Raw genomic sequence first — 23,403 nt, forward strand, 5'->3', positions numbered from 1 at the left:
CAGCTTGATGCTTCTTACGCCAGTCTAAAGAGCTCCCTGCTCAATACTGCGGACTGGCGAGTGTCCTTGTTACTTGTTTGTCACAGCTTGATGATGTTAATCACTACGCCGTCTCTTGCTCAGTGTCGACCGACGTCTTCGCGGGCTCTGAAACAGCTTGAACGGCCATCAGAATGCGCTCTGGTGTCGCGGGTGTATTCAGCTTCGGAATTGCCCCATCGACGGCGACTGAGTTAATGGCATCTTTGAGTGCGCTCCATACCGACATCCCTAGCATAAACGGTGGTTCACCAACCGCTTTCGAGTTGAAGACGGTGTCTTCTGGGTTACTGCGGTTCTCCAATAGATGCGTTCTAAAATCGATCGGCATATCGGCAATCGCTGGGATCTTGTAACTTGCAGGGCCATTGGTCATTAGGCGGCCTTGCTCATTCCATACCAACTCTTCGGTGGTGAGCCAGCCAGCGCCCTGAACGAAGCCCCCTTCTACTTGACCGATATCGATAGCAGGGTTCAATGAAGCCCCGACATCGTGCAAGATATCGACGCGCAGAATTTTGTTCTCACCTGTCAGCGTATCAATGATCACTTCAGAACACGACGCGCCGTAGGCGTAGTAGTAGAACGGACGGCCGCGCGCTTTCTCGTGATCGTAATAGATCTTCGGTGTGCGGTAGAAGCCAGTGCTGGAGAGCGAGATTTGGTTAAACCAAGCCAGTTCGACAAACGCGTTGAAGGTCATGATCTCGTCGCGGATCTGTACCATACCGTTCTTGAACACCACTTCTTCTTGCGAGACTTTGAAGTGCGAGGCTGCAAAGTCGATCAGTCGTTGCTTAATCGTTATTGCGGCGTTCTGCGCGGCCTTACCATTGAGGTCGGCGCCCGATGAGGCCGCGGTTGGTGATGTGTTCGGAACTTTGTCTGTGTTTGTAGCGGTGATCTGGATACGTTCGACATCGACTTGGAACTCCTCTGCAACGATTTGCGCCACTTTGATGTTCAAGCCTTGGCCCATTTCCGTACCGCCGTGATTCAAATGAATACTGCCATCGGTGTAGATATGGATAAGCGCACCAGCTTGGTTCAAGAAAGTTGCGGTAAACGAGATGCCGAATTTCACCGGAGTGATTGCCAAGCCCTTTTTCAAGATAGGGCTCTGCTTGTTGAACTCATCAATTTCTTTACGGCGAGCGTGGTAGTCACTGCTGCGTTCAAGCTGTTCGGTTATCTCAGGAAGAAAGTTGTCTTCAACGGTTTGGTAGTAATGGGTCACGTTACGGCCTTCTTCGCCGTAATAGTTCGCCTTACGTACTTCCAATGGATCTTTTTTCAGGTAACGAGCGATCTCATCCATGATGTGTTCAATTGTCATCATGCCTTGAGGGCCGCCGAAACCACGGTAAGCGGTGTTAGATGCTGTGTTGGTTTTGCAGCGGTGTCCTACCACGGTTGCATCGCCAAGGTAGTAGGCGTTGTCTGAGTGGAACATCGCACGGTCAACAATCGAGCTTGAAAGGTCAGGTGAGTAGCCACAGTTACCCGCTACGGTAATATCGGCACCTTGAATCACGCCGTTGTCATCAAAACCGACCGTGTATTGGTTGTAGAATGGATGGCGTTTGCCCGTCTGCTGCATATCTTCGTTACGCAGTAGGCGCATTTTAGTTGGTCGACCTGTTAGGCTGGCGACGACTGCAGCGATACACGCAGGAGATGCCGCTTGAGTCTCTTTACCACCAAAGCCACCACCCATGCGGCGCATATCAATCACTACTTTGTGCATTGGCACACCAAGCACTTCTGCAACCAATTTTTGTACTTCGGTCGGGTTTTGTGTCGAGGTGTAAACAATCATCCCGCCGTCTTCAGTCGGCATCACGCTGCTGACTTGAGTCTCAAGATAAAAGTGCTCTTGACCGCCGATCTCAAGATCACCAGATATCACATGTTTGGCTTTGGCAAGCGCCGCTTTCGAGTCACCACGTTGCTGTGTGTGGCTCTCTGTGACGAAGTGCTCTTTAGCTAAGGCTTCTTTCACATCGAGAATCGCTGGCAGCTCTTCGTATTCAATGATGGCGGCGTGCGCTGCTTTGCGTGCCGTTTCAAGATCGTTGGCCGCCACAGCAATCACTGGCTGGCCGTAGAATTCGACTTTTCCATCGGCGAGTAGAGGATCGCCAGGAAGGATGGCACCGATATCCAGTTCACCCGGTACATCTTTAGCCTGAATCGCGATGGCGACGCCTTCAAATTCGTAACACGGCGAGACGTCGATCTTGGTGATTTTTGCATGCGCTTGAGTACTAAGGCGCGCGTAGACGTGCAGTTGGTTTGGAAACTCTAAACGGTCATCGATGTAGACCGCTTCGCCCGTTACTTGCTTTGGTGCACTGTCGTGTTTAACGCTTTTACCCACGCCAGTTTTAAGATCTTGTTTTGCGATAGTCACCATCTCTTCGTGGGTCATCGCCTGTTTGTTTTTGTTAGACATAAGACGTTACCCTTGTTTCGATTTGATTGTGCTTGTTCTGCTGTTCAATGAAGTAACGGCGCAACATATTGGCTGCCGACAATGAGCGGTACTCTTGGCTCGCTCGAAAATCAGAGAGTGGCTCGAAGTCTTGATACAGTTCTTGCATCGCTTCTTTAATTGTAGCGTCTGTCCAAGGGCTGCCTAATAACGTATTTTCACAACGAGCGGCGCGCTTAGGCGTTGCAGCCATACCACCAAAGGCGATGCGAGCATGCGTTACCTTGCCTTCTTCCACCTGAATGTCGAAGGCGCCACACACGGCTGAGATGTCATCATCTAGACGTTTTGAGAGTTTGTAAGCGCGGAAGTTATCGCTGCTTGGTTTAGGTATGATGATCTGCTCGATAAATTCACTCTCTTTCTGAGCAGTGACTTTATAGCTGATAAAGTAGTCCTCGATCGGCATGGTGCGCGACTCATCACCACAACGCAGTTTGATCTTGGCATCTAACGCAATCAGTAGCGGAGGCGTATCACCGATAGGAGAAGCATTGGCTACGTTGCCGCCAATAGTGCCTTGGTTACGTACTTGCAGTGAAGCAAAGCGGTGAAGCAGTTCGCCAAAGTCTGGGTAGTGCTTTTTCAGCAGTGAATAAGCATCGCTGATCGGAAGGTTGGCACCGATGATAAGGTCAGTGTCGGTCTCTTCACACAGCTTCATGTCTTCGACAAGGTTGACGCTGATAAGGGTTTCAATCTCACGGTGAAACTGCGTGACTTCCAGTGCTAGGTCGGTGCCGCCTGCAACCAGCTTAGCTTTCGGATGAGCGATATACAGTTTCGCAAGTTCATCAATACTTTTTGGAGAGAATGCGGTGAGATGACCTAAACGAAGGTTTGCTTCAGTGCCTTGAATGCTCTCTAACTTTTCAATGGTTTTGCGTTCAAGTTCAGCGAATTGGTCGATAAGAGGCTGGTCTGTAGACAAAGACATCGCAGCATCAACAATCGGTCGGTAACCCGTACAGCGACATAAATTGCCTGCTAGAGACTCCATTACATCTTCTTTGCTAGCGTTAGGCTTGTTCTTGCCAAGCGCGAACATCGACATAATGAATCCCGGTGTACAGTAACCACACTGTGAGCCATGAAAATCCACAACCGCTTGTTGTACAGGGTGTAACGAGCGATCTCGGTTCTGTAGATCTTCGACGGTAATTAGTTGCTTGCCGTGTAGAGCTGAAACGAACGTTAAGCATGAGTTTACCGAGCGATACTGTAATTGCCCGTCTACCACTTCACCTAACACCACAGTACACGCACCGCAATCGCCAGAACCGCAACCCTCTTTGGTACCTGTCTTCTTGACGTTAGTACGCAGGTAATTAAGTACGGTCATATTCGGCGACAGATTGTCTTCGTGTCTTATTTCCTGATTGAGCAAAAAAGTAATCAAGAGACCTCCTTGTATATCGACATATTCCATGTGTAATTTTTTTGACTTCTTGGTCAATAATTATCCATCCTGACCCTGTGGTCAACTATTTATTTACAAAAATGCAACAAAGAGGTTTTGGGTAAGATTGTATACAATAACTTTTTGATTTTAATTCGTTGTTTTTAATTGAGTAAATTTGGAAATTGAGGATTTAACAGGGTGAATGAATTTGCTTCTATGTATACAAATAATGTTTGGATAATTGGAGGGTTTTGGTGAGTATTCGGTCGTGGCTTTGGGGCAAAATCCGATAAGAAAGCGAACAAAAAGCACAGAAAATGAGTTGTGAGAGAGTATGACCTTTGGTTTCAGGCATGAAAAAAGCGAGTATAGAACTCGCTTTTAAAGAGGATTTTAAGTTGTTTAGCAAGCGTTCGAACTAGGACTTGCTCTTGAGAAGATCAGAGAAAACCACATGCAGATCGCTAGAGGCGGTGCTGCTGTCTAGGTTGAGCTTAGAGCGAATATGGCTCAAGTGTTCACGCATCAAATCAACCGCTTGCTCTTCATCACCGGATTCGATGGCATCAAGTAACTGCTCGTGTTCGTCTTGAGAACAGTTTGAATGAGTACCTGTTTCGTACTGGGCGATCAACAGGGAGGTTTGTGAAACTAAGCTACGTTGGAAAGCCAGTAGCGGCGCGTTTTCTGCCATTTCAGCAAGTTTGATATGGAACTCGCCAGACAGTCGTAGGCCAGAACCGTAATCACCCTGTTCAAAGGCGCAGTTCTCTTTCGCGACCAATTTTCTGCATTCGTCGATCTGAGCTTTGGTGGCATTCTTAACCGCAAGTTCAGTGATGGCCAATTCCATCACTTCACGTGCTTTGAAAATCTGTTTTGCTTCATCGACCGTTGGTGCGGCAATCACGGCGCCTCGGTTTGGACGAATCACCACAACTTGTTCTAACGATAGACGCAGTAAGGCACGACGGATGATGGTGCGGCTTACACCGAAGATTTCTGCTAATGCTTCTTCGCTCAGTTTGGTGGCTGGTGGCAGCCTTTGTTCTAATATCGCATCGAAGATATGGCAGTAAACAACGTCATCTTGGGTTTGACCCGTTACTTTCGTTTTTACACCTTTTGAGACAGAGTTTTTGAGAGCTGTCATAGAGATAAAGGCCCTTGTTTAGTCGAGTAGGGATTGTTGAGCATATTGCACTGGTATTAATCTATATTGTATACACTTATCCATACAATGCTACCGCCAGAGGCCAATAGGTTAGAGAGTTTGCGCATATCTGATAACAATTGAGACACAGTTTTCATCTTGCTTGAAAAACTGTGCCACCGAGTATGAAATCTTACCAATATGATTTGTCGAAGTAGAGGTTAGCTGTGCTGTTAAACGCGGTTATCTCCGCCACTGTAGGCAACAATTTGGCTTATCTCACTCAAGCTTCTTCCTGATTGTTGTTGCCACTCGTTAAACGCGTTACTTGCGGCTTGTTGAGCGCGTTTGGTGTTGCGTCCGCTATCGATAACACCAGTTGTGCGCAGGTGTGCTTCAACATCGGTCGATAAGATAAACGTATCTTTACCCATTTGACGCAGGGTGTAGGCACCTGTGTTACCGCCGAGTCGTTTACCGTGCTTTTTAAGGTGATCCCAAAGTTCGGTAATGCGCTCTGATGGCCACTCTGCAACCATTTGAGCGAAGCTGCCGTATTCACGCTGAGCGTTGCGGATCATCATCGCGTTCGCAGGGATCGTCATGACTTTGGTTAGGTGGCGAATAATGCGTGGGTCTTGTGCTTTTTGCTCCCACATTTCATTGGGTAGCATCAGCATTTTCTCAACATCGAACTCAAAGAATACCTCTTCGAATTGAGGCCATTTTTTCCTCACCACACTCCAAGAAATACCACACTGAAACACTTTTTCTGTAAAGGCCGCAAGCCAGCGATCATCACCGATCTGCATCAGTTCATCGTGGGTCAGTGGCTTGCGAACGATCTTCTCAAGTTCAGTTTCGCCACCCTTACGGTGAGCTGCTCTTTGATAAATGGTTTCAAACTTTTCTTGGGTCATGACGGATTCCAAATTACTTCGAGTTTTTAATGATATGGGGACTAATCTACAGATGAAAAGGGGTGCTACACCTCACTCGCCAATTGATCGAGGAATCCTCGCATATAGTTGGTGCGACGTTCAGCTTCTTGTTTAGCCGATTCGGTATTCATGGTCTGTGCGAGCTTGAACAGCTTCACGTAGAAGTGGTCAACGCTGAAGTGTTTATCATCTAAATCGCGCTCTTCAGCGAACGGATCTTCATGGTTATAGAGCTCAGCATCAAAGCTCTGACCGACAAACAAGCAGCGAGCAATGCCAATCGCGCCAAGAGAGTCCAGGCGGTCGGCATCTTGAACGATCTGCGCTTCAACGGTTTCTGGCGTGATATTCGCGCTATAACTATGGGTAACAATTGCATGGTGAATCGCATCTAAATGATGAGCGGGGTAGTTAATTGACTTGAGAAATGCGATTGCTTTGTCGGCCGCGACTTTTGAACTTGTCGCTCGCTCGGGGTGATTCTTCGGGAAGGTAAAACAGTCATGCAGATAGGCTGCAGGTAACACAACTTCAAGCTCTGCTTGTTCTTGGGCACACAAGGATTTTGCTGTTTTGACGACACGCTTGATGTGGCTGATGTCATGAGCGGCATCTTGGGTCATCTCTTGCTTTGCAAAGTTAAGCATCTGATCTTCAAACTGTTCGAGCACGTTCGGTTCTTTTTCTGATTGGTATTGAGTTGTCATGCTAATCATTTCTGACTCTGTTTCACAGCCAATCTTTTGGGCTTTGTACTGAAGCTCTAGTTTCTGAGGTTTGAATTTATCGAGTTCGGTTTTTTAAACACCAGATACAACAAAGCCGACTCAAGGCCGGCTTCAAAGTACGTTTGGTTGAAGGCTTCTAGGCTGCTTCTTTTTGCAGTTGAGCCAGCACATCATGTAGTGATGGGCTAATGGTGTGGCCGAGTGCTTTCACGTCTTCACATGGCTCGACCAAATCCGGGATCTGGAAGCTGATCATATTCGCGGCCATAGAAGCGCGGATGCCGTTGTTGGAATCTTCAAATGCCAGACATGATTCTGGCTCGACACCAAGACGTTCTGCCGCTAACAGGTAGATCTCTGGGTGTGGCTTGCCATTCGTTACCTCACAGCCAGTGCTTAGAGAAGTAAAGTAAGAATCTAACCCTGCTAATTCAAGTTTCTTCTTGGCGATATCCAGTTGAGTCGATGTGGCAACTGCAGCTGGAATGTTGTTCGACTTCAACCACTCTAGGAGTTCAATCACGCCCTCTTTCACTGGAATCGCTTGGTTCTTCACGATCGCGCTGTAGCGAGTACGCCACTCATTGTTGAGGGCTGGGTAGTCGAGGTCTTCACCATAACCGTTACGAAAAATTTGCTCGATGGTTTTAGCATTGCAGCCGATGATGCCGAGGTAAACATCTTTCAGGAAAGGGACCCCTTGTGCTTGGCAGGCTTCTTCGAATATCTGCATACACAGGCGCTCGGTATCGAGAAGTAGGCCATCCATATCAAAAATTGCTGCTTGGAATTTCATAGTTGCGGTTCTTGTACCATCGTCTTTGCTGAGGGCGGCTATTTTGACATACCCCAATAACTTAGGCGAGTTAAAGCTCTGTGAATAAACGTTCCAAACTATGACAACTCGGCTTAAGTTCTCCCTTAATCACCCAGAAAATTCATATGCATATCATTGCTTTAATAACGATTGGATCTGATGGGTGAATTTTATAGATTCCCGGGTTCTAAAAGAAACAATCAACATCAGCGTGCATAACAAATTGACCTTGTGATGAAGAGAAATGATCACAATCTAGATACTTATTGCTCTGTTATCGTGACCATAATCTGATAAAAAACAATCCGTTAGAATGGTCAATCAGAGTGTGACCTAGTAATAAGTAAATCATTGAACATACAGAGAAAATATCCCTATTCCATGTTTTAGGTAGGGTAGCTTATGTTGTATTTTGAGTTTCTATTTTTGCTAGTCGTCCTCTATATCGGTTCTCGATATGGCGGTATTGGTTTAGGTGTTGTTTCTGGTATTGGCTTGGTGATTGAAGTCTTCATTTTTAAGATGCCACCAACCTCTCCACCAGTCACTGTAATGCTGATTATTCTTGCAGTTGTGACCTGTGCTTCCATCTTAGAAGCCGCAGGTGGTTTGAAATACATGTTGCAAGTAGCGGAGAGGGTGCTAAGAAAGAACCCGAAACGCGTGACTTTGATAGCGCCATTTGTGACTTACTCGATGACATTTCTATTGGGTACTGGCCATGCGGTTTACTCAATTATGCCGATCATCGGTGATGTGGCGCTTAAAAATGGCATCCGTCCAGAGCGTCCAATGGCATCTGCTTCTGTAGCTTCACAATTGGCGATTACCGCGTCTCCAATCTCTGCAGCAGTGGTTTACTATTTAGCGCAGCTGTCTGATATTCAGCACTCGATTACTTTATTGTCTATCTTGCTTGTGACCGTACCTGCAACCTTGTTTGGTACGCTGTTGCTGTCTCTGTACAGCTTGAAGCGCGGTAAGGAGCTAAATGACGATCCTGATTACCAAGCGCGACTAAAAGATCCAGAGTGGAAAAAGCGCATTGAAAGCACCACTGCGACTTCTTTAGATGAAGTGCTACCAACGTCGGCTCGCAACGCAGTATTGATCTTCCTACTTTCAATTGTGGTGATCGTAATTGTGGCGATGGTACCTGAGATCAGAACCATTGTAGACGGTGAAAAGCCAATCAAGATGTCGGTAATCATCCAAATGATGATGCTCTGCTTCGGCGGTATTATCTTGCTGGCGACCAAAACTGACCCGCGTGACGTCCCAAATGGTGTGGTATTTAAATCAGGCATGGTAGCGGCGATCGCTATCTTTGGTATCGCTTGGATGTCAGATACTTACTTCCAATACGCGATGCCTCAGTTCAAGTCGGGCATCGTTGAGATGGTAACTAACTACCCATGGACGTTCGCACTGGCGCTATTCATTGTATCTGTCGTGGTTAACTCACAAGCTGCAACCGCACGTATGATGCTACCTGTAGGTTTAGGACTAGGGTTAGACCCAGCTTTACTTATCGGCTTGATGCCAGCGGTATATGGTTACTTCTTCATTCCTAACTACCCATCAGATATCGCAACGGTCAACTTCGATGTTTCTGGTACCACAAAGATTGGTAAGTGGTACTTCAACCACTCATTCATGTCTGTCGGTTTGATTGGTGTCGTCGGTGCGTGTTGTCTAGGCTACGTGTTAGCTAAGGTGTTCATCGGCTGATATAAATATCAATGAGTTAAAAAGAAAAACAGCGCTGATTAAGGCGCTGTTTTCGTTAAATGGTGGTCTAAATTAGAGAGCTCGCTGTTATATAAAGGCTAAAAAGAAACTCGGAGAGTGGCTGTTCTACGCCTAGTTTCTATTATTAGTTTGACCATGTTGAATTAGTGTCTAACATAAGGCATTGATTTTTAGATAAACATTATTTCATTTGTAAAGTTGGTACCCATATGGCTCGTATTAGTTCAGAGCAACGAGAACTTAATCGTCAGAAGTACGATAGTGTGATATTTGATATCTTCATTGCAGAGGGGTGGCATGAAATTACTTTCGGTCGTATTTCTAAAGAGCTTGGCATCTCACCTTCTTCTCTCCAACGATATTACCCGACAAGAATAGACTTTAGCAAAGCGCTTCAAGGCAAGATCTTCCCATTGGTTGTCGGTCAGCTTGACTTATCTTCCCCAAGTTCATTTGTCGCATCATGGGAGGCTGCACTTGAAGAGGGAGGTGTATTTTCTTCTATGATCTTAATGCTAATTCAAAACTCTACATCAACTCGCTCAAGCCCACATAGTGTACTAGGTATAAAGAAGCTAACTAACGCTTTATCTCAACATATGAGTCAAGGTGAGGCTGAAGAAGCAATAAAGCGCGTTTTAGGATTATCTGTTTTATTCTTTTTAAATCAATAGATTAATTTAATGGGTGTAATTTATCGTAAATAATATGGAAAAAGATCTTGCATTAATGCGTATATATACCCCATAATCCTCGCATCGAAACGGAACGTCATGTTGTGGCCAGTGATTGGCTTTTTTTAAAACTCTAAAGCGTATAATTACGCATTAATTTTATAGGTATCAAAATGAAAAAGACAATTCTAGCAACGGTTATTGCATCTGCTTCTTTCGGTGTATTGGCTACCGACTTGGGTGTGCCGACAATCGAACCTATCGAAGTTCCTCTAGCTGAGAAAGTTGAAATGGCAAACCAAGCTTTCGAAAAGTTGGGAGTTAACGCTTCACTCGAAATCGACAAGAATGGACAAGTTCACTACACATTTAACAATGCAACAACTGGTGAGCAACGCACAGTTACACTATCTAATATGTCTGAAGATCAAATTCAAACAGTTAAAGATGCTACTAAGCAGGGTGTAAAAGATTCACTTGTTGGCATTGACCCACAAGACCCAGAGTTAGGTGTTGACCCTATCGAAGATTTCATTCCTGTTGAACCGATTCAACCAATTGCTGGAAATCCAGATGCAATTCGTGAATATGCAACTGAAGCTGGCAAATCGAAGCTTGATAACTTTAAAAAGAATGCAACAGACTCGGAAAAAGCAAATGCGATGGCTACTGTTGCTGAAAACAATGGTTACGACTTCAATGCATACGAGAATGCAAATGGCGACGTAGTTCTGACTTTGACAGATAAAGAAACTGGAGAGCAAGTTGGCTTTACAGAAGAACAATTTAAAGAGCACATGACCGCTAAGCAAGCTGAACGCGCAGCTGAGCGAAAAGTAGAAGATGAAATGCCAATCGGTGGCGAGCACGGTACTAAGGTTCGTAATGCAGTTGAAAAGCTTGCTGAATCAGGACAGAACCTAAAAGAATCTGGTGAAAACCTGCGTCAGTCTGGTGTTGTCGCTGCTGCAACATTGGAAGAGCTGGAAGCTGGTCAAATGTTCTTGTTCAATGAAGTTGACCGTTTAGATAGCAAAATTGACGGTGTAGCTGCTATGAACCAAGCTGCTTTGGCTGCTCGTCCGTACCTATCTTCAGACCAAACTTCTTCTTTCGGTGTTGGTGTTGGTGGTGCAGGCTCTGAAGGTGCTGTTGCTCTCGGTTATGCTCACCGTATTAATGCGAACTGGACTGCAAATGCTAACGTAGCATACAACACTGGCGATAGCGCAGAAGCATCTTACGGTGCAGGCGTTTCCTACGCTTGGTAATAGATTACCTATAAAACAATAGTTTTAGCCCCTCGAAAGAGGGGTTTTTTGTTTTAACTATTAATGTAATGACTCAGACATTTGTATTTATAAGATGTTGTTGTTAGATTGAATGAATGCAAACGAATCCTACACCTTCATCATTCATTATCTGGTGGCGCTCTAATTAGAGCGGCGCGGGATTCTTACATTCTTAAGCTGCTGGTAGGTAGCTAAGAATGTCATCTCTTTTTGTATCTCCAGTAGCGGTTTATTTTTACTAGGAGATACTATTATGAAAACCAATCAACACACTGATACAAGAGATATTATCCTTACTGGTGACAGAGCCACAGGCCCTCTGCACTTGGGCCATTACGTGGGTTCACTCAAGCAGCGTGTAGCTCTGCAATCACAGCATGAGCAGACGATTCTGGTCGCAGACATGCAAGGCTTAACGGATAACGCGCATAACCCAAGTAAAGTATCTTCCAACATTCTAAACGTGGTGGCTGATTATCTAGCTGTTGGCATTGACCCTTCGCAAACCACCATCTGTCTTCAGTCACAAGTTCCTGCGCTTGCAGAGCTGACCATGTACTACAGCAATCTTGTATCTATCAGTCGATTAGAACGCAATCCTACAGTGAAAAGTGAGATTCAAAACAAGGGCTTTGAACGCTCTATTCCGGCAGGTTTCTTAACTTACCCAATCTCTCAAGCGGCCGACATTACAGGTTTCAACGCCACATTAGTCCCTGTAGGAGACGACCAACTGCCGATGTTAGAGCAAACCAATGAGATCGTGAGAAAGGTAAACGGCTTAGCAGGACGCACCATTTTGAATGAGTGCCGACCTCTGCTCAGTAATGCTCCGCGCTTACCTAGTACTGATGGTAAAAACAAGATGTCGAAGTCGATGGGTAATGCCATCAATTTGGGCGCGAGTGAGAAAGAGATCTCTACAGCCGTGAAATCAATGTACACCGACCCTAATCATCTAAGAGTGGAAGACCCGGGTACCGTAGAAGGGAATGTGGTGTTCACCTATCTTGATGCGTTCCACCCAGATAAGAATGACGTAGAGCAGCTTAAAGAGCACTATCGACGTGGTGGGCTAGGTGATGGCACGATCAAGAAAGTCTTGGAAGAGTGTCTACAAGAGATGCTTCGCCCAATTAGAGATCGCAGGGCCGAGTACCTTAATGACAAGGCTCAGCTGTTGGAAATCTTATCTATCGGCAGTCAGCGTTCGAGAGAAAAAACAGCCAAAGTTCTGTTCGACGTGAAGGATGTATTTGGGCTCAATATCTTCTGAAAGTCTCAAAGGTATCTTGATGCAATATTGAAAACTTGCTGCGTTGGCGGGTTGCGACCAAAACCAATGAGGCTCACACCGAGCCTCATTAAATTCAATCTTTTCAAGTCCTAAACCGGCTCTCCTGCTTCATCCTCTTCGACAATGTCTGTCTCTAGGCTTGCTTCTTTTAACCATCTAACAATGGCAGGGCTATTGAGTACACGCTCTTGGTAGCGAGTCGCAGCTTCTGAAAGTTCAATACCATAAGTTCTGAACCTTAGAGCAAGAGGTGCATACATGGCATCAGCGATAGACCACTCGCCGAAGAGCCAGCCATCAGGGTATTTTTCGCCTTGTTCGGACCACAGGGTATCCACTCTCTCAATATCTTTCTTCGCTGCCTCGCTTAACACCACTTTTCTACGCGCTCGACAGTTCATCGGTAGCTCTTCTCTTAGAGCAAAAAAACCAGAGTGCATCTCTGCGGATATCGCTCGGGCATGGGCACGTTCTGATGCAGACTGTGGCCACGCTGCACCATCGAGATGCGCTTCGTTGATGTATTCTAAGATGGCAAACGAATCCCACACTGTAATGTTGTCATCGACCAGTGTTGGTACTTTTGCAGTTGGAGTGACCTCAGAAAGCGTCTCGTAGAATTCTGGCGTGAATAGTGTCAGTTTGGTGATCTCGGCGTCGAGGTTGTGCTGAGCTAAAATCAACCAAGCACGAAGTGACCAGCTGGAGTAGTTTTGATTAGCGATGAAGAGTTTCATAAAGGCTTCCTTGCGTTAAGTTTGTCTGACTATCAGCTTAAGAGATTGTATTGCGCGCCACTAACGGATAATTTTGATGTAATACATTAATAAAAACGATGGGTACCAAATCGATATGGATATTGATGCGCTAAGGGGCTTTCTCGCCTTTGTCGAAACCAGCAGTTTCACTCGAGCTGCCAAACAGATAAACCGCACCCAGTCTGCATTTAGCGCTCAGATGCGCAAGTTAGAGGAAGAGCTCAACGTCACCTTGTTCCAAAAAGAGGGACGTAACTTGGTGCTAACCGAAGCTGGTTTAGCACTGCGTTCTCATGCTGAACAACTCGTGGCGTTACATAACACGGCGCTAAAACAGGTGAAATGTTACGAGAACAAGCAGCCGCTGCGACTGGGCTGTCCTGAAGATTACAACGACACCTTGCTGCCCAAATTTATTGAGGTGTTGATGGAAGCTGAGCCCACCTGTTCGATTCAGATATTCAGCCAACCAAGCATTACGCTACGTGAATGGCTTGATGATGGACGACTCGACGCGGCGATTGTTACGCGCGCACCTGATAGCGAAGAGGGTTACTGGCTCGCCAATGATGTTGGGGTGTGGATCGCGAGCCAAGTCTTTGATTTCGATGCTCATGAATCGCTGCCGTTGGCGCTGTTTCAAACCGATTGTAAGTACCACGCAGCCGCAGTGAATGGATTAACTAAGCAAGGCACTGCTTATCGATTACTCGCTTGCAGCAATACAGCATCAGCTCAAAGCGCCATCGTGAGAGCTGGCTTAGCTGTCGGGGCGATGGGTAAATTGAGCGTGCCACCGGAGCTTAGAGTTCTTGAAAACATGCCCTCACTGCCTGCTGTAGAGATAGCTCTGATATTGGGTACTCAACACCATCCTCTGTTAGACAAAGATCTTTTAAATCGACTGGGCGATCTCAACCTTTCTCATTAAGGCTATCAGAGCTCTCAACTCTACATAAGCGACTATTGCAAAATGCCCAGTCGCTTAAGCTTGCGATAAATGGTATTACGACTAATACCAAGCACCCGAGACGTTTTACTGATGTTGCCTTGGTTCGCTTGATAGGTTTGAACTAAGGTTTCTTCCACTGTGCTTTGCAGATCGTTATTAGATGGCGCTTGTGTGCAGGTGATAGGGCTTTGATTTGCCAGTTGCTCAGCTAGCTGTAAAGGAACATGCTCTAGTTTTAGTTGCGGCTCACCGCTCGACATTAAAGCGGATACCTTGAGTAGATTATCCAGTTCACGAATGTTGCCCGGCCACGGATAGGAGCAAAACAGAGACATCAGGTGCGAACAGATAGTTTGTTCTGACTCTGCATATTTGCGATAGATGGCTTTAATCAACTCCTGTTTATCTTGTCTTTGACTGAGGCTTGGCAGGGTGAATATCAAACCATTGAGACGATAGTAAAGATCTTGTCTGAATTGACCTGTTTCGATGAGCTGGTTCAAGTCTTTGTGGGTCGCTGCAATGATCTGGCAATCCACTTGATAGCTTTGGTTAGAACCAACTGGCACTACCGATTTATCCTGCAAGACATGAAGTAAACGACACTGAGCTTCTAACGGCATATCTGCTATCTCATCCAAGAATAAGATCCCTTTGTCAGCTTGACGGATCTTACCTTGGAAACCTTGTTTGTTTGCGCCAGTAAAAGCCCCCGGCGCATAACCAAACAGCTCAGACTCAATCAAATCTTTCGGTAGCGCACCACAATTTACTGCTACCAAAGGACTGTTGCTGCGTTGACTCTGCTTGTGCAGTGCTTTTACAAACTCGCCTTTACCAACACCAGTTTCCCCCAGTATCAGAAGGCTGATGCCTTTGTCTATGACTTTACTGGCTTGTTGCCACGCTTGTTCTATCTGTTGATCGCCATGGTGTAACTCGCATGAGGCAGTGATTGCGCGGCTGCGTTTTGGTGAGGGCGTGTTGAGGCTCTTTTTCTCAAACACAAAAGATGATTCAGATCGATTGAAGAGCTGATCAATGCTTTCACCAAGTATCGAGCCTTGCTCTAAAAGTTGTGAGGCGACTTGGTTGTGTGCCAATACTTCTCCCGCCTCGTTGGCGATAACAATGCCTTGCCAACCGCTATGCAGCAGTGACTTTTCACATGCGAGGTCGATGCGAGTGGATCCTTGGGGAATGTGATTAAGCAGTTGGTTCTCTACTAACTGCACCATATTCTGCACTAAGAACTGTACTGAGCTGTCGTATTGTTGCTGCTCACTGGTGATATCTAAAATGCCGACCATCTGCCCTTGATGATCAAAAATAGGGTTCGCTGAGCAGCTGATAAAACGATGCTGATGAATAAAGTGTTGTTCACCAATAATCGTCACGGGCTTGGCTTCAATCAATGCAGTGCCAATGGCATTGGTGCCCTTGAGTTGTTCCTTCCAGCAGGCACCAGAGCTCAATGCAATACTGGTGAGCTTCTCTTCAAAGCGCTTCTGCCCCCAACTCGCCAGTATCACCCCATCGGTATCAGTCAATATGAGCCGACTGTCACTACGGGCAAAAGTCTGGTTAAACAGCGGTAGGGCCATGCGCTGCACGGTTTCGATGAGCTGCGATGAGTGAAAACGACGCTCTTTGAGCATCGCATTAGGCAGTCGGATGTCGTCGGGTAGCTTTCTGGGTTTTAATCCCGCCTCAGTGCTGCGGTGCCAAGATGAAGTAAGCCACTCTGAAGGATTTGTGTGTTGAATCTGCATAACTGTTCCATGTTGTCACAGTAAAGGTGTACCAATTTGGAACAGTTGAACACTGGAGCAATCTCCGTACGACGATTCAATTCCAACTCACCACTGGTTGTAAACGTTTGGTAATCATAGTTTTACAAATTATTAACAACAAGATTTTCGATGTTGGCGTGTGACTTGCGTTGTTAGGTATGTGAACAAAACACGAAATGACAGTGTTTTAAACAGAAACCATGAACATGACATGGCGAATATTCAAATACTTAGACAATCACAGAAGGATCTCACTATGATTTACGCACAGCCTGGTAGTGACAATGCAGTAGTCAATTTTAAGGCTCAGTACGACAACTTTATTGGAGGGGAGTGGGTAAAGCCTACGTCTGGTGAATACTTTGATAATAGTTCTCCGGTCAATGGACAAGTTTACTGCCAAGTAGCGCGCTCGAAAGAAGCGGACATCTCGTTAGCACTAGACGCAGCACATGCAGCGCGTGCAAGTTGGGCGGCGACCAGTGTTGCTGAACGCTCGAACATCCTACTTAAAATTGCCGACCGAATTGAAGCGAACCTAGAAGAGTTGGCCGTTGCAGAGACTTGGGAAAACGGTAAGCCAGTGCGAGAAACGTTGGCTGCGGATCTCCCTTTAGTTGTCGATCACTTCCGTTACTTCGCTGGCTGTATTCGCGCGCAAGAAGGCAGTGCAGCCGAGCTTGATTCAAACACCGCTAGCTACCATTTCCCAGAGCCAATTGGTGTAGTCGGTCAGATCATTCCTTGGAACTTCCCAATCTTAATGGCGGCTTGGAAACTGGCTCCTGCACTGGCCGCAGGTTGTTGTGTGGTGATGAAGCCTGCCGAGCAAACACCAACATCTATCTTGGTTATGATGGAGAAGATCGCTGACCTTCTACCAGCAGGCGTAGTCAACATCGTTAATGGTTTCGGTAGTGAAGCGGGGCAAGCCCTAGCGACTAGCGATCGTATTGCTAAGTTAGCATTTACAGGCTCAACTGAGGTTGGTCACCATATTCTAAAATGTGCGGCTGAAAGTTTGATCCCATCAACGGTAGAGCTGGGCGGTAAGTCTCCAAACATCTACTTCCCAGACATCTTTGATCATGAAGATGAATACCTAGATAAGTGTGTTGAAGGTATGCTGTTGGCGTTCTTTAACCAAGGTGAGGTATGTACCTGTCCTTCGCGTGTGCTGATTCATGAATCGGTATACGACAAGTTTATCGCTAAAGTGGTCGAGCGTGCTCAAACCATCAAGCAAGGCAACCCACTAGATACTGACACTCAGGTTGGCGCACAAGCCTCTCAAGAGCAGTTCGATAAGATTCTGAGCTATTTAGAGATTGGCCGCCAAGAGGGTGCGAAAGTGCTAACTGGTGGTGAAATCGCGCAGCAACCGGACGATCTTGGTAGCGGCTATTACATCCAGCCAACGATGCTGGCGGGCAACAACAAGATGCGTGTCTTCCAAGAAGAGATCTTTGGCCCTGTTATCGCGGTCACTACCTTTAAAGATGAAGCAGAAGCGCTAGAGATTGCTAACGATACCGAATATGGCTTGGGTGCAGGTGTATGGACGCGTGATGCCAACCTTGCTTACCGCATGGGTCGTAATATCGAAGCAGGCCGTATTTGGGTGAACTGTTACCACGCCTACCCAGCACACGCGGCGTTTGGTGGTTACAAGAAGTCAGGTATCGGTCGTGAAACGCATAAGATGATGCTCGATCACTACCAAAACACCAAGAACCTACTGATCAGCTACGATACTAATCCGCTAGGCTTCTTCTAAAATAGATATTCTCTAGAACGCTTTATAAAGTATTCACTAGCAACGAGTTGGCTAAAACAATCTAAGTAAAGTGAAAAGTAAAACGCCAAGCTCTTATGAGCTTGGCGTTTTTTTAGTGTGTGTGAGATGTACTAGGTAAGTTGAACGTGCTCGGGCTTATTTTTCGGCGATAAAGCTGTTAGCGATTTGCGCTTCTTGTTTAATCATAAGTTGATGTGCTGTCAGCATGTGTTGCTGCATGATTTGTTTCGCTTTTACTGCATCACTTTTGCTCAGAGCTTGCACAAGGTCGCGTTGGCTTTGCACGCCGGTACGCCACAGTTTGTGGTTTCCTGGTTCGTAAAGCTTGTGATAAATCGTCAGCTCAGTGAGCATTTGCGCGGTAAAACGTACCACAAACTTTAATAGCTCATTATCTGAATAGCTCGCCAGTAAGCTGTGGAACTCTAGCGATGCGATATGGTGTTCGCGCTCTTGATAGATATCTTCTGGTGGTGTTTGATACTTGTCGATTTGGTCGCTCAGTGCCTGCAGTTGTGATGTGCTCAATCTCCCCGCGAGGGAAGCCGCAATCTCCGGCTCAAGCGACAAACGCATTTGGTACAAATCTGATATCGAAGTGTTCTTAAAAAACAGGTAGTTACTTAAGAGTGACTGCGCTTTGTTTTCGCTCATCTCACTCACGAACACACCGCCATTCGGGCCGGTTTTGGTCGACAAAATACCTTGCGCTTCCAAGATTCGCATACTTTCACGAACCGTTCCTTTTGAAGCGTCAAACTTCTCCATAACCTCAAGCTCGTTAGGTAAACGATCCCCTGGCTGAAGTGCTTGCTCGACGATCCAGTTCTTGATCGATTCTGCTAATTCTTGTGTTCTACGTCTCTTCGCGCTTTTTGCCACATTATCCTCGCTGGGGTGTTATCCGTACCTATTGAATTCTGACGGAATTCCTCTGAATGTCACCTGTTTTCTTGCCCTAAAAACCCCGGAAAAATCGGAGTGTTGAGTTATGAAACACTCCGATTATTGATCGAATCTTAGTCACAAAATATTTATTCATCATGATAAATAGCTTTAATTTGATATTTATCATGATAAATTGCCTGGGTGTACATGATCAGAATGGAATGATTTTAGATGGGTAAATTCGAAGAAACCGCCAGCTTAACGTGGGAATGGCTAGAGTCTATTGCTCAATGTAGCCAAACATCCGATCCCGATAACGAAGGGGTTACGCGTTTATGTGCGTCTAAAGAGCATGAAGAGGCAAACCGAAAGCTGCATGACTGGATGACAATGTCTGGTATGGAAGTTCGAATGGACAACGCGGCAAACTTAATTGGTCGTTACCCAAGTGCTAACCCAGATGCTAAAACACTGATCTTTGGCTCACACCAAGATACGGTGCCTAACGGGGGTAAATATGATGGGATCCTTGGCGTAATACTGCCAATCGCACTGGTTAATTACTTTCACAACAACCAGTTAGAGTTCCCGTTTCATATTGATGTGATTGCTTTTAGTGACGAAGAGGGCACGCGCTTTCAATCGACATTGTTAGGCTCAAAAGCGATTTCAGGCATCTTCGACCCTGCGATGTTGACAGCTGAAGACGCAAACGGCGTAAGCATGCGAGATGCTTTGGTGTCTTTTGGTTGTAACCCAGACCTCATTAGTGAAGACGCTTATGAGAAAGACAATGTGCTTGGCTTTGTTGAACTGCACATTGAGCAAGGTCCGCAGTTAGAGCAAGCCAACTTGCCTGTAGGGGTAGTGACGGCAATGACTGGGATTGAGCGCCACACCTTGTCGATCATTGGCAAAGCGAGCCATGCGGGCACAGTACCGATGAACCTACGCCAAGATGCGTTGGTAGGCGCTGCTCAAGTGATCCACATGTTTGATCAGCTTTGTAAGCGAGAAGAAGACCTAGTCGGTGTTGTAGGCAAAATTGCTAACTATCCGAATGGCGTCAATGTTATCCCTCAACAAACAGACATTACCATTGAGCTTCGTTCACCAAATGACGCTTCTCGTGTTAAAGCGCGAGAAGAGATGTTGGCAGATATCGATAGCCTGATGAATCAATACAACTTGACTTACCGTCATGAACAGACTTATGAGCAATCAGCCGTTACCTGTGCCGATTCTCTATCGTCAGTTTTAAGTAACGCGGTAAGTTTGTCGGGTATCACACCGAAACACCTATACAGCGGCGCAGGTCATGACGGCTTGGCTGTGAGTAAGCTTACCGATATTGCGATGCTGTTTATGCGTTGTACTGATGGCATTAGCCACCACCCAGACGAAGCCATTCTTCAACAAGATTTGGTTGCTGCAGTCGAAGTGTTAAACCACTTCTGTCTATTGATGAAAGCAGAGCAAAAATAAACGATTTGAGATTTTGGTAGCAGTCTTTAACGGTATCTGAACAAAGTTCTGGTTATTGCCTGCTACAAATACCACAGAGCGCAGCTCTCAGGCGCTCCCTATACTAAGGAGATATTTGGTTATGGATATGACAGAGAAAATGGAAACAGCAGAGAAGAGGGCATGGTATAAAAACGTACCAGACCCGATGGTTCTTATCTTTTTTATACTGGTAGCCACTTACCTTCTTACTTTTATCGTGCCGGCTGGTGAGTTTGAGCGCGTTGTCGTTGATGGCAGAACAACGGTTGTTGCTGGTTCATTTACTTATATTGAAGGTGTTCCATCGGTACATTTCTTCGATATCTTCGTCTCTATTCCTAAAGGATTGATTAGCGCAGCACCTTACTTGTTCATTGTGTTTATCGCAGGCGGTCTATTCCATATTTTGCAACGCACAGGCGCATTAGAAAATGCCATTGGTGTGGCTGTAAACAAAGCTGGAATTAAAAACCGTAACCTAATCATTACGATAGGCACGTTCATCTATGGTTTCTTTGGTGTAGCGGTTGGCTTTGAAAACAACATCGCTTTAGTGCCAGTTGCGGTCCTGATCTCAGCAGCGGTTGGATACTCGAGCTTAGTGGGCACTGTGATGGCAGTAGGTGGTATCGGCGTGGGTTTTGCTCTGTCACCGATTAACCCGTACACGGTTGGTGTTGCACAAGGTATCGCCGAGCTTCCAATCTTCTCTGGTGCTTGGTTACGTATTGTTATGGTGCTTTCTTCTTTGGCATTACTGTCTTACTACATTTGTTCTCGTGTGACTAAAATGGAGTTCAAAGAGCCTGAAACAGCTGGTGGCCTGAGCAAAGACATCTCTGAATACCAACTCAATAAGAAAGACAAAATGACCTTGGGCGTTTTTCTTATTGGCTTAGGTATCATGCTTTACGGAGTGTTTGCGAATGGTTGGTACATCAACGAGATCGCGGGTCTTTTCTTATTGATGGCGATTGCGATTGGTATCGTGAACGGCTTGGGTGCAAACGCTATTGTGAAGCAGATGATGGAAGGCGCGTCGGGCGTTACCTCTGGTGCGTTGGTAATCGGTGTTGCTGCCTCTATTCAAGTGATCCTTAACCAAGCCTCAATTATCGATACCATCGTTAATGCACTGAGTTCATTGATTCAAGATATGCCAATCGCGTTAGCGGCTATTGTGGCGAGTGTGGTTCAAGGTATCATCAACTTATTCATTCCTGGTGGTTCTGGTCAGGCGATGGTGACCATGCCGATCATGATCCCGGTTGCTGACTTAGCCGGTATGAGTCGCCAGCTGATGGTTACTGCATTCCAAGTAGGTGATGGCCTAACAAACCTTATTGTACCAACCTCTGGCGGCACACTAGCGATGCTTGCGCTGGGTCGAGTCTCTTACGAGCAGTGGTTGAAAGCGATTGTGCCATTTATGTTGGTGGTTTATGCCCTATGTTGGGTGGCGCTGTTCATTGGACAAATGATTGGTTACTAGTTTCTTTGGTGTTGAACATCTATGACAATTTCACTTATTCACGTTAACCCAAATACCGGCTTGTCGGCTTCTATCTCTGCGACAGGAGGTGTGTCAGTCGGCGGCTATGTGAACCATAGCTGGCGAGGCGTTGGGGCGTGTGCAACTCAAGGGTTATATACTAACCCTTGGTATGCAGACAAAGCGCGTGAGTTATTTATTCTCGGTAAGACGGCTAATCAGGTTGTCGAGTCTTTAAAAGCAGGCGATGCCGAATATTCAAAACGCCAATGTATGGTGATGGATAAAAATGGCGACAGCGCTTTCATTCATGGTGATGACAACATCCCTTACGTTGGCTCGATTGCTTACCCTACGATTGCCGTTGCTGGAAACATGCTAGAAAGTGACAAGGTTTTACAGGCCTTTTCAGACAGCTTTATCGCTCAAACGACGCAGAATCTAAGCTCAATCTTAGAAGGTGGTGCGCCTGTTTATAGAGATAACTATGAAGCAGAGCTACCAGAAATATTGATAACAGCATTGGAAGCCGCGTTGCAAGTGGGAGGAGACAAGCGAGGAACCTTTTCCGCATCACTCCGAGTAGAAAGCCTGACTAAAGCGCCGATTGATATTCGTGTTGATTGGGCTGATGGGTGCTTAATTAGTGAATTGCGAAAAGTACTGGGGCGTGTCCGCGAGGCAGGCTTTCAAGATTTTCTAAACAATCTACCAAACCAGTAAGGATGAAGGTTCAATCGAAATAAAAGCCAAGTGAGTTTCAAACCACTTGGCTTTTTTGTTTCGCAATCTTTGAGACGACTGTGCGTTAGTGCTTCGAAAAGAAGATCTCAGGCTTGTACGTAGGACCTTGGTTGCCTTCTAGCTGAGTCAGCTCCAAACCTTGCTTGCCCACCAAAGATTCAACCATATGACGGTTGAACGGGAAGTTGCTCATATCGTTGATAAACTCTTGGATATCGACCCATTTGGCTTCTGCAATTTCATCCGTGTCTTGAATCTCAATCTCTTGAGTCTGAGCAACGAGGTGGCAAACAAAGTAGAGGTTTGATTTGCCAAACTGATATGGATGGCGCGTTGCCATACCCACCACTGATACGAACTTGGCTTCGATGCCCGTCTCTTCAAATGTTTCTCGAACCACAGACTCTTCAATACCCTCGCCAAGCTCAATGTGGCCACCTGGTAGTTTGTAGCCCTTCATACCGTGCTCTTTGATCATCAGCACTTGGTCATGCTCATTGGTGATTAACGCACCAGCACCCAAAGTATGGGTTGGGATGAAAGGTACAAACTCAACGATTTCGGATTTGTGGATCAGCGTAATCTCATCCTCTAGACAGTTATGGAACACAAAGCCTAATTCAGTTGCGACTGGGATAAGATGCGACAGGGAAATAGGCAGACTAATCCAAATAATGCCTTTGTTATTTTGCTTTGAAAATTCAGTGATCTGGTTCAGTTCGGCATTGAATGTGTTCGCATCATGAGGGACGCTTGCTGGGTCGATGATGATGCCGTTAAATTTGTCGAGCGTAAATTCCACGGGTGATCCTCTATTGTTTTGATTTATTGAGAGTCTTTATAGAGGGAGCTTATAACAGATGTAGAGCTTATGACACCCGAA

The 23,403-nt window shown here is 46.0% G+C and carries 19 protein-coding genes; 9 read left to right on the plus strand and 10 right to left on the minus strand.

Features of this window, described 5'->3' with window-relative positions; all coding sequences use genetic code 11:
• Positions 1-103 precede the first annotated feature (103 nt).
• From xdhB to FIV04_RS19215, 6 genes are all read right to left on the minus strand, one after another.
• On the minus strand, positions 104-2,494 hold the full coding sequence (gene xdhB / locus FIV04_RS19190; protein ID WP_152470131.1) for a xanthine dehydrogenase molybdopterin binding subunit: 2,391 nt from the start codon (positions 2,492-2,494) through the stop codon (positions 104-106).
• The gene (gene xdhA, locus FIV04_RS19195; RefSeq protein ID WP_253895543.1) at positions 2,487-3,875 is read right to left on the minus strand and encodes a xanthine dehydrogenase small subunit; all 1,389 of its coding nucleotides are present in this window, start codon (positions 3,873-3,875) and stop codon (positions 2,487-2,489) included. Before xdhA ends, xdhB begins: the two co-directional genes overlap by 8 nt.
• Positions 3,876-4,353: 478 nt before the next feature.
• On the minus strand, positions 4,354-5,088 hold the full coding sequence (locus FIV04_RS19200) for a GntR family transcriptional regulator (protein WP_032553512.1): 735 nt from the start codon (positions 5,086-5,088) through the stop codon (positions 4,354-4,356).
• Between the two features lie 233 nt (positions 5,089-5,321).
• Positions 5,322-6,008, minus strand: a complete 687-nt coding sequence (locus FIV04_RS19205) for a DNA-3-methyladenine glycosylase I (protein WP_152470132.1) — start codon at positions 6,006-6,008, stop codon at positions 5,322-5,324.
• A 65-nt stretch (positions 6,009-6,073) separates the two neighbouring features.
• The gene (locus tag FIV04_RS19210) at positions 6,074-6,700 is read right to left on the minus strand and encodes an HD domain-containing protein (protein ID WP_152470671.1); all 627 of its coding nucleotides are present in this window, start codon (positions 6,698-6,700) and stop codon (positions 6,074-6,076) included.
• Positions 6,701-6,893: 193 nt separating this feature from the next.
• A complete protein-coding gene (locus tag FIV04_RS19215; RefSeq protein ID WP_152470133.1) occupies positions 6,894-7,553 on the minus strand; it encodes an HAD family phosphatase in 660 nt (219 codons plus the stop codon).
• Between the two features lie 423 nt (positions 7,554-7,976).
• Between FIV04_RS19215 and FIV04_RS19220 the strand changes: the two genes are divergently transcribed.
• From FIV04_RS19220 to trpS, 4 genes are all read left to right on the plus strand, one after another.
• A complete protein-coding gene (locus FIV04_RS19220) occupies positions 7,977-9,305 on the plus strand; it encodes an anaerobic C4-dicarboxylate transporter (protein ID WP_150897051.1) in 1,329 nt (442 codons plus the stop codon).
• A gap of 230 nt (positions 9,306-9,535) precedes the next feature.
• Positions 9,536-10,000, plus strand: a complete 465-nt coding sequence (locus FIV04_RS19225; protein ID WP_152470134.1) for a hypothetical protein — start codon at positions 9,536-9,538, stop codon at positions 9,998-10,000.
• Between the two features lie 173 nt (positions 10,001-10,173).
• Positions 10,174-11,271 carry a YadA C-terminal domain-containing protein gene (locus tag FIV04_RS19230; RefSeq protein WP_152470135.1) on the plus strand — a complete coding sequence of 366 codons (1,098 nt, stop codon included), beginning with the start codon at positions 10,174-10,176 and terminating at the stop codon, positions 11,269-11,271.
• 274 nt (positions 11,272-11,545) lie between these two features.
• Positions 11,546-12,568, plus strand: a complete 1,023-nt coding sequence (gene trpS, locus FIV04_RS19235) for a tryptophan--tRNA ligase (protein ID WP_152470136.1) — start codon at positions 11,546-11,548, stop codon at positions 12,566-12,568.
• A 110-nt stretch (positions 12,569-12,678) separates the two neighbouring features.
• Here the strand turns inward: trpS and FIV04_RS19240 are convergent, their stop codons facing one another.
• Entirely contained in the window at positions 12,679-13,326 is a 648-nt protein-coding gene (locus FIV04_RS19240; protein ID WP_152470137.1) for a glutathione S-transferase family protein, read from the minus strand.
• Between the two features lie 115 nt (positions 13,327-13,441).
• Here FIV04_RS19240 and FIV04_RS19245 point away from each other — a divergent pair, with 115 nt between their 5' ends.
• Complete coding sequence (locus FIV04_RS19245; protein ID WP_152470138.1) at positions 13,442-14,278, plus strand: LysR family transcriptional regulator; 837 nt, start codon at positions 13,442-13,444, stop codon at positions 14,276-14,278.
• A gap of 32 nt (positions 14,279-14,310) precedes the next feature.
• Here FIV04_RS19245 and FIV04_RS19250 read toward each other — a convergent pair whose 3' ends face one another.
• Positions 14,311-16,071 (minus strand): sigma-54-dependent Fis family transcriptional regulator, encoded by a 1,761-nt coding sequence (locus FIV04_RS19250; protein ID WP_152470139.1) that lies wholly within the window; start codon positions 16,069-16,071, stop codon positions 14,311-14,313.
• A 277-nt stretch (positions 16,072-16,348) separates the two neighbouring features.
• Between FIV04_RS19250 and FIV04_RS19255 the strand changes: the two genes are divergently transcribed.
• Positions 16,349-17,869: an aldehyde dehydrogenase family protein gene (locus tag FIV04_RS19255; RefSeq protein WP_152470140.1), complete on the plus strand. Its 1,521-nt coding sequence runs from the start codon at positions 16,349-16,351 to the stop codon at positions 17,867-17,869.
• Positions 17,870-18,025: 156 nt separating this feature from the next.
• On the opposite strand, the gene FIV04_RS19260 is transcribed toward FIV04_RS19255, so the two are convergent.
• Entirely contained in the window at positions 18,026-18,772 is a 747-nt protein-coding gene (locus tag FIV04_RS19260) for a FadR/GntR family transcriptional regulator (protein ID WP_152470141.1), read from the minus strand.
• A gap of 237 nt (positions 18,773-19,009) precedes the next feature.
• Between FIV04_RS19260 and FIV04_RS19265 the strand changes: the two genes are divergently transcribed.
• The 3 genes from FIV04_RS19265 (at position 19,010) to FIV04_RS19275 (ending at position 22,499) form a co-directional block, all read left to right on the plus strand.
• Entirely contained in the window at positions 19,010-20,263 is a 1,254-nt protein-coding gene (locus FIV04_RS19265) for an allantoate amidohydrolase (protein ID WP_152470142.1), read from the plus strand.
• Positions 20,264-20,384: 121 nt separating this feature from the next.
• On the plus strand, positions 20,385-21,776 hold the full coding sequence (locus FIV04_RS19270) for a YfcC family protein (protein ID WP_152470143.1): 1,392 nt from the start codon (positions 20,385-20,387) through the stop codon (positions 21,774-21,776).
• A gap of 21 nt (positions 21,777-21,797) precedes the next feature.
• Entirely contained in the window at positions 21,798-22,499 is a 702-nt protein-coding gene (locus FIV04_RS19275; protein WP_152470144.1) for a DUF1028 domain-containing protein, read from the plus strand.
• Positions 22,500-22,584: 85 nt separating this feature from the next.
• Here the strand turns inward: FIV04_RS19275 and FIV04_RS19280 are convergent, their stop codons facing one another.
• Positions 22,585-23,322: an NUDIX domain-containing protein gene (locus FIV04_RS19280; protein WP_152470145.1), complete on the minus strand. Its 738-nt coding sequence runs from the start codon at positions 23,320-23,322 to the stop codon at positions 22,585-22,587.
• Positions 23,323-23,403 lie beyond the last annotated feature (81 nt).

It is taken from the genome of Vibrio sp. THAF190c, assembly GCF_009363355.1.
Lineage (GTDB): Bacteria > Pseudomonadota > Gammaproteobacteria > Enterobacterales > Vibrionaceae > Vibrio > Vibrio fortis_A.